At 61.4% G+C, this 12,142-nt stretch carries 12 protein-coding genes; 2 read left to right on the forward strand and 10 right to left on the reverse strand.

Annotated features, from left to right (window positions below; genetic code table 11):
• Positions 1-12 precede the first annotated feature (12 nt).
• On the reverse strand, positions 13-1,635 hold the full coding sequence (gene ccoN, locus C6558_RS19490) for a cytochrome-c oxidase, cbb3-type subunit I (protein WP_025427352.1): 1,623 nt from the start codon (positions 1,633-1,635) through the stop codon (positions 13-15).
• Positions 1,636-1,850: 215 nt separating this feature from the next.
• Between ccoN and C6558_RS19495 the strand changes: the two genes are divergently transcribed.
• Positions 1,851-2,336 (forward strand): hemerythrin domain-containing protein, encoded by a 486-nt coding sequence (locus C6558_RS19495; RefSeq protein ID WP_025427353.1) that lies wholly within the window; start codon positions 1,851-1,853, stop codon positions 2,334-2,336.
• Positions 2,337-2,491: 155 nt separating this feature from the next.
• Here the strand turns inward: C6558_RS19495 and C6558_RS19500 are convergent, their stop codons facing one another.
• The 8 genes from C6558_RS19500 to hemN all read right to left on the reverse strand — a co-directional run bounded on the left by C6558_RS19500 (position 2,492) and on the right by hemN (position 10,606).
• The gene (locus C6558_RS19500; RefSeq protein ID WP_025427354.1) at positions 2,492-3,202 is read right to left on the reverse strand and encodes a PAS domain-containing protein; all 711 of its coding nucleotides are present in this window, start codon (positions 3,200-3,202) and stop codon (positions 2,492-2,494) included.
• 443 nt (positions 3,203-3,645) lie between these two features.
• A complete protein-coding gene (locus tag C6558_RS19505) occupies positions 3,646-4,569 on the reverse strand; it encodes a lipid A biosynthesis lauroyl acyltransferase (RefSeq protein ID WP_038577074.1) in 924 nt (307 codons plus the stop codon).
• A gap of 11 nt (positions 4,570-4,580) precedes the next feature.
• A complete protein-coding gene (locus tag C6558_RS19510; RefSeq protein WP_025427356.1) occupies positions 4,581-5,609 on the reverse strand; it encodes a zinc-binding dehydrogenase in 1,029 nt (342 codons plus the stop codon).
• A gap of 155 nt (positions 5,610-5,764) precedes the next feature.
• On the reverse strand, positions 5,765-7,048 hold the full coding sequence (locus tag C6558_RS19515) for a beta-ketoacyl-ACP synthase (RefSeq protein ID WP_025427357.1): 1,284 nt from the start codon (positions 7,046-7,048) through the stop codon (positions 5,765-5,767).
• Positions 7,049-7,060: 12 nt separating this feature from the next.
• Complete coding sequence (locus C6558_RS19520) at positions 7,061-8,263, reverse strand: beta-ketoacyl-ACP synthase (protein WP_107027601.1); 1,203 nt, start codon at positions 8,261-8,263, stop codon at positions 7,061-7,063.
• A 2-nt stretch (positions 8,264-8,265) separates the two neighbouring features.
• Entirely contained in the window at positions 8,266-8,751 is a 486-nt protein-coding gene (locus C6558_RS19525) for a 3-hydroxyacyl-ACP dehydratase FabZ family protein (RefSeq protein ID WP_057208732.1), read from the reverse strand.
• A gap of 116 nt (positions 8,752-8,867) precedes the next feature.
• Positions 8,868-9,152, reverse strand: coding sequence for an acyl carrier protein (locus C6558_RS19530; RefSeq protein WP_107027602.1), 285 nt, complete (start codon positions 9,150-9,152; stop codon positions 8,868-8,870).
• Between the two features lie 104 nt (positions 9,153-9,256).
• Positions 9,257-10,606: an oxygen-independent coproporphyrinogen III oxidase gene (gene hemN / locus C6558_RS19535; protein WP_025427361.1), complete on the reverse strand. Its 1,350-nt coding sequence runs from the start codon at positions 10,604-10,606 to the stop codon at positions 9,257-9,259.
• Positions 10,607-10,821: 215 nt separating this feature from the next.
• Between hemN and C6558_RS19540 the strand changes: the two genes are divergently transcribed.
• Complete coding sequence (locus C6558_RS19540; RefSeq protein WP_051509171.1) at positions 10,822-11,559, forward strand: Crp/Fnr family transcriptional regulator; 738 nt, start codon at positions 10,822-10,824, stop codon at positions 11,557-11,559.
• Between the two features lie 141 nt (positions 11,560-11,700).
• Here the strand turns inward: C6558_RS19540 and C6558_RS19545 are convergent, their stop codons facing one another.
• Positions 11,701-12,129: a L,D-transpeptidase gene (locus C6558_RS19545; protein WP_025427363.1), complete on the reverse strand. Its 429-nt coding sequence runs from the start codon at positions 12,127-12,129 to the stop codon at positions 11,701-11,703.
• Between the last annotated feature and the right edge of the window lie 13 nt (positions 12,130-12,142).

Raw genomic sequence — 12,142 nt, forward strand, 5'->3', positions numbered from 1 at the left:
GGTACTGCCCTCCTATTCCGCAGCCTTGAGCACGGGCGTCGAACCGAAGATCGGGGCTTCGTCACGCACGCGGCCGAGGATGGTCATTGTTACGTTGAAGGCCATGAGCAGAGCGCCGGCGAGGAACAGGGCACCGCCCAGCGCACGCAGCACGTAGTAGGGCAGCATGGCCGCGACCGATTCCGCGAAGGAATAGACGAGGAAACCCTGGTCGTCGTATTCGCGCCACATCAGGCCCTGCTGGATACCGGCAACCCACATGACAGCGGCGTAGACGACGATGCCGAGCGTGGCGAGCCAGAAGTGCCAGTTGACCATGCGCACGCTATAGAGCCGCTCGCGGTTCCACAGCTTCGGCGTGAGGTAGTAGATGGCGCCGAAGGTGATCAGTCCGTTCCAGCCGAGCGCACCCGAATGCACGTGGCCGATCGTCCAGTCGGTATAGTGACTGAGCGAGTTGACCGTCTTGATCGACATCATCGGACCCTCGAAGGTCGCCATGCCGTAGAAGGCGACGGCCATGACCATCATGCGGATGATCGGGTCGGTGCGGATCTTGTCCCAGGCGCCCGAGAGCGTCATCAGGCCGTTGATCATGCCGCCCCAGGACGGCATCCACAGCATGATGGAGAAGACCATGCCGAGCGTCTGCGCCCAGTCCGGCAGAGCCGTATAGTGCAGGTGGTGCGGACCGGCCCAGATGTACATGAAGATCAGCGACCAGAAGTGAATGATCGACAGGCGGTAGGAATAGACGGGGCGGTTGGCCTGTTTCGGAATGAAGTAATACATCATGCCGAGGAAGCCGGCCGTCAGGAAGAAGCCGACGGCGTTGTGGCCGTACCACCATTGCGTCAGCGCGTCCTGCACGCCGGCAAAGGCCGAATAGCTCTTGGAGCCCAGGAACGACACCGGAACCGCCAGGTTGTTGACGATGTGCAGCATCGCGATGGTGACGATGAAGGCGAGATAGAACCAGTTCGCCACATAGATATGCGGCTCCTTGCGCACCAGCAGCGTGCCGAGGAACACGGCGAGATAGGCGACCCAGACGATCGTCAGCCACAGGTCGACATACCATTCCGGCTCCGCATATTCCTTCGACTGGGTGATCCCCAGCAGATAGCCGGTGGCGGCCAGGACGATGAAGAGCTGGTAGCCCCAGAACACGAACCAGGCGAGATTGCCGCCGAACAGGCGCGCACGGCTGGTGCGCTGGACGATGTAGAACGAGGTCGCGATCAGCGCGTTGCCGCCGAAGGCGAAGATCACCGCCGAGGTGTGCAGCGGCCGCATGCGACCGAAGTTGAACCACGGCTCGATGTTGAGATCCGGAAAGCCCAGTTGGAGCGCAACCACGACGCCCACGAGGAAGCCGACGACACCCCAGAAGACGGTGGCGATGACGCCATACTTCACGACTTCGTCGAAATATTCCGACTGCGGTGCGGCCGCCTTGCCTGCTGACGCCGTGCTGAAGTCGAGGCGCCGCATCATAACGATCGTGCCGCCGAGCAGCACGAAGAACAGCACCCACATATGGGCTTCGAACTGCCGGTCCTGTGCGAATCCGGCGCCTAGAAGCGCCAGGAAAGCACCGACCCCGAGCAGGATCGTCTCGAAAGTGTATTTCATGGTTGGGTCCCCAACTTTATCCAGATGCAGACGCGTGCACACGCCTAAAGGCGGCATGCCCAGCGCAGCTTGCCGGAAAGTGTCAGAATCGGGGCACCCTCACCTTGATTCAGATCAAGGCCGGGGGCCTCCACTTGCTTCACCCTCAGGAAACAATGAGGGAGCGCCATAGGAGCTGGCGTCAGAACAGCATGAAGAGAACGAATGATAGTGGAATGATCCGGGTGTGGACGGGTTTGCGAGCGCGCCCTGCCCCGATGGGCGAACCGCGGGCCTGGCTGGCACGTGCGCATCAGGAACAGCTTGCGCTCTGCAACAGCCTGGAGGAAATCGCCGACAGCCTGCCGGCTGAAATCGACCGGCAGAAATGCGCCTATGCCGCCAAGATGCTGGAGCCGCTCATACGCGAACTGCATTCGGGCGAAGAGAGCGCGGTGTTTCGCTGGGTCGAGCAGAATTTCGGCGACGACCCGTCGATCGCGGCAACGCTCGCGCGGCTCAAATACGAACATTGCGAAGATGAGTGCTTTGCCGAAGAGCTCACGGAGATGCTGGTGAAGCTCGGCGCTGCCGACGAGAGCGTCAATGCGGAGACAGCCGGCTACATGCTGCGCGGCTTCTTCACCAATCTGCGAAGGCACATCGGCTTCGAGCAGGAATGTCTTCGCACGCTGCTTCCAGTCGACCCGGACATCAATTGAACGAACGGCGGCTCGAAAGGGCCGCCGTTTCTGTATCCGGCTCAACTGCATGTTTTCTTAAATCCTATTCGATTTAAGGAAACATGCAGCAATTCAAAGTGCTACAGCGACCTTTGTGCGTCCAATAAGACGCGCGGCGCTCTAGGCGACAGGGATCAGGCGGCGATGGCGCGGCGTCGGTCCGCATGCTCCTGGATCACCAGGATCGCACCGATGAGCTTGCCGTTGCTCGACATGCACGGCGTCAGCCGGCAGCGCACCACGACGGTTCGCGCGTCGACGGTCTTGGCGAAGGTATAGTCGACCACCTCGCCCGCAAAACAGCGATCGAGATAGCTCTTCACGCGCAGCTCGAAGCGCTGGATGCCAATGAATTCGACGATATGCCGACCGATGAGATCCATCGGGCGGCTTTCGAGATGGTTCGCGTTGAGCGGATTGGTATAGAGATACCGATAATCCGGCGTGATCACGGCGATGCGGTCAGGGAAGCTGTCGAGAATCGCCTCGTTGAGAAGCCCCTCGTCCGCCCGCCCCTTGTGTGGTGCAGCCGGCGTGCGCTCCAGTCGCAAGTCGGCAGCGTTGACCGCGCCCGTGGCTGCGAAATAGCGATTGATCAGCGACTGCAAAAGCTGCGAATGGCGCAGCACGCAGGAAATATCGTCGGCCTCGACGCGCAGAATATCGATCAGAAACTGGAACTGAAGGCGGGCATCTTCGACGCTCACGGCCTTCTCATCATAGACCGACTTCAAGATGGGATCGAGCTCGCGATCCAGAAGTCCGATCAGATGTTCGTCTGCTGTACGTACTGCATACTGCAGTTGTGAATACTTGAACCAGAACAGCTCAATCAGTGCGTTCAATTCGAAACCCCAATCCCCCACGGCCGAGGCCGCGCCGATGCACTTATATGACAGGCTTTGATGATGTAGATGCTGATCTACAGCGCCGCGCGTCTTATTAGACGCGCAAAGGTCGCTGTAGCACTTCGAATTACTGCATGTTTTTATTCCTAAATCGAATAGGATTTAAGGAAACATGCAGGCGTTGACGTTTCCCCCACATCCTCAGCGAAAACCACAAAGACTTGGCCACCCAAAGCGCTTGCAGTCTGCCCCTCGCAATACAACGGTGAGTTTACACTCATTACCGCCCCGTTCAACATCAGAAAGGGAAGCTTGCGGTTTCGAAACGACTTCAACGGCGCAAAGACGGCGATTTTCTCCAGCAAATGCCTTAGGCATAGACAAAAAGGGCGTTAATGCCTGCGGCGGCAACGCCTTTTGCGGTTCGAAGAGAATCAGTCTTACAGGTAGCGCTTGATGTGCCAGCGGTCGTGGTACCACAACCATTGCCCGGGATACTCCCTCACCCAGCTCTCCACCTTGTCGTTGAGAACCTGTGCCGTGGCGTTGACGTCGACAGCGCCATCGGGCTTGCGCGGAATGTCGATCGCCGGCTCCAGCTCCAGCCGAAAACGGTTGCCGGGCAGCCGGATGCAGCGGGCGGGATAGACCTCGCAATTGAACTGCCGCACGAGCTTGGCGAGCAGCGGGTTGGTCTGCACGTCCTGGCCGAAGAATTTGGTCTTCAGGCCCTTGCGGAATTTCTGGTCGACCAGAACGCCGACGCCGTTGCCGCGCTCTAGCTGGCGGGCGAGTGCGAAGGACGAACCCGCATGCGACGGCACGAGATTGCCCATGCGCTCCTTGCGGAACTCGAAGACCTTCTCGGCGACGTAAGGGTTGTTCGGCGGACGGAAGAGCACCGTCACCTCCAGCCCGAAGGCGGAGCCAGCGACCGGCAGCATCTCGAAATTGCCGCTGTGGGCGGTAAAGACGATAAAGGGTCGCGGGTTGTCGCGCAGCTCGAGAAAGAGCGGAACGCCGGAGACTTCGACGCGGCCGGGCTTGGTCGCCTCGGGATCGAAATCGAACAGCCGGTCGAGGAAGACATATTCCGCCGCCATGCGGCCCATATTGCCCCAGCTCTCCATGGCGATCGCTTCGATCTCGGCCTCCCGCTTCTCGGGAAAGGCGTTGCGCAGATTGGTCAGCGTCAGCTTGTGCCGGCTGGTCTTCGGGCCGATGAAGCGTGCGGCGCGATCCATGAAGCGGATCGCGCCGTCAGCCGGAAACAGCTTCAGGATCGTCAGAAGCAGAAAGACGAGTTGCGCAATCAGCCACTGCCGGAAATGATCCGCCGTCAGAACCAGCCGTGTGATCAGCATGCGCACGTGGATCAATCCATCTTCAGGATGATCTTGCCGAAGATCTGGCGCGATTCCATCCGCTCCAGTGCCCGGTCGATCTCGTCGAAACCGACCTGCGTATCGATGACCGGATGCACCAGGCCGCGCGCCATCTTCTGCATGGCGTTGGCCATGTTTTCCATGCGGCAGCCGAAGGAGCCGAGCAGCTTCAGCTGCTGCTGGAACAGCATCATCAGGTTCATGTCGGTCGACACACCGGAGGTCGAGCCGCAGGTGACCAGGCGGCCTCCCCGCTTCATGCAGAGCATTGAGCCGGCCCAGGTGTCCTTGCCGACGTGTTCGAACACGACGTCGACGCCCTTCTTCTTGGTGAGCTTGCGCACGACACCTTCGAAGCGGTCGGTGCGGTAGTTGATGACGTGATCGGCGCCGAGCGCCTTGGCCTTCTCGATCTTGTCGTCGGATCCGACGGTAGTGATAACCGTGCAGCCGATCTTCTTGGCAAGCTGGATTGCCGCCGAGCCGATGCCGGAGCCGCCGGCATGGACGAGAATGGTTTCGCCTGGCTCAAGCTTGGCGTTGTCGAACAGCATGTGCTCGACCGTGCCGAAGGTGACCGGTGCAAGCGCTGCGGCCACGGCATCGATGCCCGGAGGTGCCGGCACCAGCAGGCGTGCGGGAAGATTGATCTTCTCCTGCGCGAAGCCGTCGAGGTGGAAGCCATGCACGCCGCCCACATGTTCGCAGAGATTGTCGCGACCTTCGCGGCACGGGCGGCAGAGGCCGCAGGTGCGCGCGCCATAGATCGAAACGAGCTGCCCCGGAAGCACGCTTGAAACGCCCGGGCCGATGCTTTCGACCACACCGGCCGCCTCGGCGCCGATGACGAGCGGCATCTTGCGCTTGGCAAAGGCCATGCCGCGCCAGCCCCACACGTCGATGTGGTTGAGTGCGACGGCCTTGACCCGGAGCGTCACTTCGCCCGGGCCTGGCGCTTCCGGCTCGGGAACGTCGGTGATTTCGAGCTTGCGGTCATCGAGCAGTTGCAGGGCGCGCATGATCTTTCCTCTGCCTTGAGCGGCATCATTTCGTCTGAAGTTTCTGCGGCGTGCTTCCTTAGATCGGATCCGGTTCAAGGAAGCGTGCAGCAGGCTTAAAGCGTTACAGCGTCGCTTGCGCGTCATGTTCGACGCGCGGCGCTGTGACCGCCGACTTAGGCCGGCTCGGCGGTCATGACAAGGCTGGCGTTCTGTCCGCCGAAGCCGAAGGAGTTCGACAGCACGGCAGAGACCTGCTGGCTGCGCTTCACGTTCGGCACGACGTCGAGCACGATGGCCGGGTCGGGATTCTGGTAGTTGATCGTCGGCGGCAAGGTGCCGGTCAGCATCGTCTGGATCGAGAACACTGCCTCGACTGCGCCTGCAGCCGTCAGCGTGTGGCCGATCATCGACTTGTTCGACGAAACCGGGATCGACGGCAGATGTTCGCCGAAGACGGCCGACATCGACAGATATTCCATCTTGTCGTTTTCCGGCGTCGAAGTGCCATGGGCGTTGATGTAGCCGATGCCACCTTCGTCGATGCCGGCGTCGGCAAGGGCCGCGCGGATCGTCGCGATCGCCGGGCCGCCATCGGGCGACGAGCGCGTGCGGTGGAAGAGATCGGCCTTCTCGCCGCACCCCTTCAGGATGCCGTAGACACGGGCGCCACGAGCGACCGCTGCTTCCAGCGATTCCAGCACCAGGGTTGCCGCGCCTTCGGCGATGACGAAGCCGTCACGGTCCTTGGTGAAGGGCTTGGAGGCCTTTTCCGGCGGGTCGTTCTGGGTCGACAGCGCCGAGAGCAGCGCAAAGCGGATCAGCGCCTCGGCACTGACCGAACCGTCGGTCGCGACTGTCAGCGCGCGATCGGTGCGGCCCTGGCGAATGGCCTCGACGCCGAGCTGGATTGCAGTTGCGCCCGAGGCGCAGGCCGTCGACAGCGTCACCGGCAGGCCGCGGGTGCCGAAGCGATCGGCCAGGCGTTCGGAGATCGCGCCGAAAAGCACGGCCTCGTGAAACACCGGATCGGCCTTCTCGCGCATCGCGGCAAGGAAGCGATTGTAGGCGTCGCCCGGCTGGGTCGACGGTGGCGAGCGGTCGGCCAGTTCAAAGCGCGCGCTCCATTCCGGCTCGATCGGCGGAGCGGCGAGAAACAGCGGGCCGTTGAAATCGCCGGAAAGACCGGCCTGCGCCAACGCCTCAAGCGTCGTTTCGCGCGCCATGGCGTAGGAGCGCTCGACCGAATTGGCCGCCGGGACCTCGATGAAATCGACCATGCCCGAAATGCGCGTGTTCAGGCCTTCCGTCGGGAAACGGGTGATCTTGCGGATGCCGGAGACGCCGCCGGTCAGCGCCGCCCAGTTGTCTTCGAGACCCTGGCCGAGCGAGGTGATGACGCCCATGCCGGTGACGGCGACGATCGGACGACCGAGATGATCCTTGTAAGCGTTGCTCATCAATCGTTCCTCTTATTCGGCCGAAAGGACCGCGACGCCTTCGCCGCGTGAATGACCAATGGTCGTCACGACCGCCGTTCTGGCGCCCGCCGTCATCGGTTTTTCGAAGCTTGCGTCGAAAGCCGGAACCTTGGCGCCGTGGCCGAGCGCCAGTGCGGCAAGCGCGAGGCCCGCCGGAAACTGCGCTTCGATGCTGTGGCCGACAAGCCCGCCATAGGCGCGCACCGGCGCGCCGGCGAGCTTTGCTTCCAGAAAGGTCTTTTCGTGGGCAACGAGATCATGCAGGCCCGAGGTGCCGGAGAAGACCACTGTCTGCGCCGGATCGAGCGTTTCGGCCGGTTTTGCCAGATCGGCAAGGCGCGCCTCCAGCTTGCCGTCGCTGCGGCTGCCACGGTCGCTGCCGATCGCGTCGATCGTGGCATAGATGCGGGCGCCTCGGGCTTCGGCATATTCGCGCGATTCCAGCATCAGGAAGGCGCCGACGGAACCGAGGATCATTCCGCCGCCATCCTGGCGCTTGCGCGACCAGATCGGCTGCCAGTCGCCGACCGTCTGCGCCTGGATGGCCTCCGTCATCAGCATGATGTCGAGACGTTCGGCCGAAAATGCGCCGCCCGCCAGCGTATGTGTCGACTGTCCCGCCTTGATGCGGAAGAACGCCGTTTCGATCGCCGAAATGCCGGCCGCCTCTTCGCCCATGAAGGTGCGCGACGATCCCGTCACCTTGTGCACGATCGAGATGTTACCGGCGAGAAGGTTGGAGAGCTGGGCGAGGAACAGCGTCGGGCGCAGTTCGGTCGTCAGCTTCTCGTTCAGCAGCTGCTCGCGGTCGTTGCGCTTCAGCGCCTCGCCGACGATCAGCGAATCGACATTGATGTCGCGCTCGCCGCCGCCGGCGGCCACGATCATGTCCATGCTGCCGCAGGCGTCGAGATTGTCCTTGAGGCCGGCGTCGTCGAGCGCCAGGCCTGCTGCAAACACGCCGAGGCGCTGCCAGTTTTCCATCTGGCGCTGGTCGCCACGCTTGGCGATCTGCTGCGACCAGTCGATCTGCGGCAGCGGATGCACCGGATAGGGCTTGAACTTTTCGGCCTCGACGCGTGGCTCCGGCGCCTCGGCCGCGTTCAGAAACGCCACATGCGGCTCGACGCCGACACCCTGGCTTGTGACGATACCGACGCCGGTGATCACCACGTCGTTTGCGGATTTGCTCATCTTCACTTCTCCGAAGCGGCATCCGCCGCAAGTGCCGTCATCAGGCCCACCTCGTCGGCGCGCCTGCGCACGATATCGCCGAGCGGCACCTGATCGAACGGCATCGTTCTGAGTTTCAATTGTGCGTCACAGACCTTCTTGCCCGCAGACGTGATCTTCGCCTTGGTGACGGCGAAACCGGAGCCATCGTGCTCGAGGAAGGCTTCGATATCGAGTTCTGCCGACGGCTCGACGAAGGCCCGCATCTTGGCGCCATCGACCGACATCAGAAACGGCATTGCCGCGAAATTGGTCGCGGCCAGCACCAGAAATCCCGAAGCCTGCGCCATCGTCTCGATCAGAAGCACACCCGGCACCAGCGGATAGCCTGGAAAGTGGCCCTCGAATACCGGGCTCTTTTCGGGAACGACGGATCGCGCCGTCAGCCGGCCAGCCGACAGATCGACCGTTTCGACACGATCGATCATCTGGAAGTATTCAAGGAGCATGGAGGCTCACCCCGTTTGGTTTCGGGCTCAAGTAAAAACGCCAATGCCGCCTGTCAAGCGCGAGGCGCGACCGGCGGCATTGGAAATCGAGTGGAAAGGCTTGAACCTTGGCCCGATCAGGCCTTGGCAGCCCGCAGCTCGTCGATCTTGGCGCAGAGGTTCTTGAGCACGAAGTATTCTTCGGTCGAAACCTTGCCTTCGTTGACTTCCTGCGTCCACTGTTCCAGCGGAATCTTGATACCGAAATCCTTGTCGATCGCAAAGACGATGTCCAGGAAGTCCAGGCTGTCGATGCCGAGATCGTCGATCGTGTGGCTTTCCGGCGTAATCGTCTCGCGATCGATCTCGCTCGTTTCAGCGATGATGTCGGCAACCTTGTCGAATGTAGCAGTCACGCGCATACCTCTTTATTATTTTATTCCGAGTCTCGGCGATCCTATAGGTAAATGCGCCGCAAAAGCCAATGGCCTTGATGGCAACCTCTGCGATTTGAAATGCGGTGTTGCTAAACGGCGACCGAATGGCGCCCCCGTCCTGACTGAAGATGAGTGTCGAAAATGGCCGCCACCGACCGGGCAAACGGCCGGCCGCGTTCGGTAAGGCTGAAGACGCCGTCCTCGATCGTCGTCAGCCCGTCCACATCCCTTGCGCGCCAGAGCTTTGCCTCCTCGACGACCGCTCCGGCGAGTTCAGGAAACTCCGCCTTGATTCGCGAGAACGAGAAGGCGAAATCGCACATGATGGATGCGATCACCCGCGCCCGCAGGCGATCATCAGGCGTCAGCATGTAGCCGCGCACCGCGGCCAGGCCTGCGTTCTCCACCTGGCGCAGATATTCGCCGGTTGCCGGCATATTCTGCACATAACCTTGACGGAACTGGCCGATCGCCGAGGCGCCAAGACCGATCAGGGTTTCGGCGCTGTCACATGTATAGCCCTGGAAATTCCGGCGCAGGCGCCCTTCCCGGTTGGCAACGGCCAGACTGTCGCCGGGCCTGGCGAAATGGTCGATGCCGATCGCCTCGTAGCCGGCGGCAACAAGCATGTCGGCCGCCCGGCTCATCTGGGCAAAACGTTCGACGATACCTGGCAGGCTCTCGTCTGATATCATCGACTGGTGCTTCTTCATCCACGGCACATGGGCATAGCCGAAGAGCGCGACGCGATCCGGCGCCAGCGACACGACGGCGTCGATCGTTGCCTCCAGCGACGACAGGCTCTGGTAGGGCAAGCCGTAAAGCACGTCGCAATTGACCGAACCCACGCCGCGGGCTCGCGAAGCCTCGATCGCATCACGCGTCTGCTCATAGGTCTGGATGCGGTTGATCGCCTTCTGTACCACGGGGTCGAAATCCTGGACGCCGAAGCTCGCCCGCGTCATGCCGATCGCTGCCAGCGCGTCGTGGCGCGCCGCGTCGAGGTCGTTCGGGTCCATCTCGATGCTGATTTCGCAATCGCTGGAAAATTCGAAGTGACTGCTGAAGGCGCGCTTGAGCGCGATCAGATCGTCCGGCCTGACCAGTGTCGGCGATCCGCCGCCCAGATGCAGCGCCGTGACCTTCGCTTGGCGGTTCACCCGCCCGCCGATCGTGGCGATTTCGCGGTGCAGTCCGTTCAGGTAGCTCGCCACCGGCTCGTAGCGTAACGTCTGCTTGGTGTGACAGGCACAGAACCAGCACAGCCGGTCGCAATAGGGCACATGGGCGTAAAGCGACAGCGCCTCACCCGGCCCGATGGCCTCTAGCCAGGACTGGTACTCAGCCTGACCGACCGCCTCCGAAAAATGCGGCGCGGTGGGGTAACTGGTATAGCGCGGCACGGGGCTCGCATATTTCAGGATCAGAGCGTCGTCCATCGGTCTCTCCGTCAAGATGGCAAACGCATAGGACGGATGGGAAAGCACGCCGTTGATTTTGATCAAGCCGTCGAATTAACACGTTAAAATTGACAATGCTCAATTCAACATGAGACATTGTTTCGCGCTTCCGGAATTAGCACCTGTCAACTCTTGATTTAACCGCCCGCATCCTCTTTGGTCCCTCGAACAAACCCGATGCAGGGAAGAAAGATTTGCAGATCGTGACCGAACATCGCCGCAAGGATATCCACAATTCGGACATTCCAGCCGTCTGTGCTGCCTGCGAGGCGCGCCACGGCGGCGTCTGCGGCACGCTGACTGCTGACCAGCTTCTCGACCTCAGCCGGCATTCGACCCGCAGGCGTGTCGAACCCGGTCGCGAGGTCGTCGGCCAGGGCGAAATGACTGACAGCTACGCCAACATCATCAGCGGCGTCGTCAAGCTGAGCAAGGTTCTCTCCGACGGACGCCAGCAGATCGTCGGCCTGCAGTTCGCTCCCGATTTCATGGGCCGGCCGTTCACGCGTGAAAGCGCGCTGACCGCCGAAGCGGCGATCGACACCGACATCTGTTCGTTCCCGCGCAATGTCATCGAGCGGCTCGTTGCCGATGCGCCGGGCCTTGAACACCGCCTGCACGAACAGGCGCTGAAGGAACTGGACGAAGCGCGCGACTGGATGCTGACGCTCGGCCGCAAGACCGCGCAGGAAAAGGTGGCGAGCTTTCTCTATATCATCGCCACTCACATCGATCCGGAAAACGGCACGGCAACAGCATTCGATCTGCCACTGTCGCGCGCCGATATCGCCGACTATCTCGGCCTGACGATCGAGACCGTCAGCCGGCAGGTGACCAAGCTGCGCAAGGACAATGTCATCCACATCGAAAACAGCCGTCACGTCACCGTGCCAAGCATGGACCGGTTGATGCAGGTGGCCGGCATCGACTGAGTCCGCCGTCCAAGGTTCAGCGCGTTTCCGCTTTAAAGAAGTCGCGGAAAACCGCTGCGCACTTCTCCGGGAAATGCTCTATCTCTTTGTTTTATGCATTCTCCGACGGAAAACCGCTCCGCACTTTTCCTGGAAATGCTTTTAACGCGTGATGACGATGCGCGTGTTTTTCAGCCCGTGTTCACGGGCAAGCGCGAAGAACTCCGCGGCATTGTTGGGATGCAACCGCACGCATCCGTGTGAGGCAGGGCGGCCCAGGCGCTTGACATCATAGGTCGCGTGAACAGCATAGCCACCGTTGAAGAACACGGCGTAAGGCATTGGCGCATCATCATATTTTTTCGAGCGATGATTGCGCGAAAGCCACTTGGCCTTCCAGCTCCCCTTCGGCGTGACATAGCCCTTGCGCGCGGTGGAAACCTTCCAGCGATACATCACGACGCCGTTCTGCTTTACCACCATCGTCTGGGAGGAGAGGCTGATCTTGGCAACGAGATTGGCGGCGTTCAGCGGCTGAACGGAAAACTGCATCAGAACGGCAATCACCACAATCAGGGATGTGTGTCGCATGCTTCACTCCCCG

Source organism: Ensifer sp. NM-2, assembly GCF_003024455.1.
Classification (GTDB): Bacteria; Pseudomonadota; Alphaproteobacteria; order Rhizobiales; family Rhizobiaceae; genus Ensifer; species Ensifer canadensis.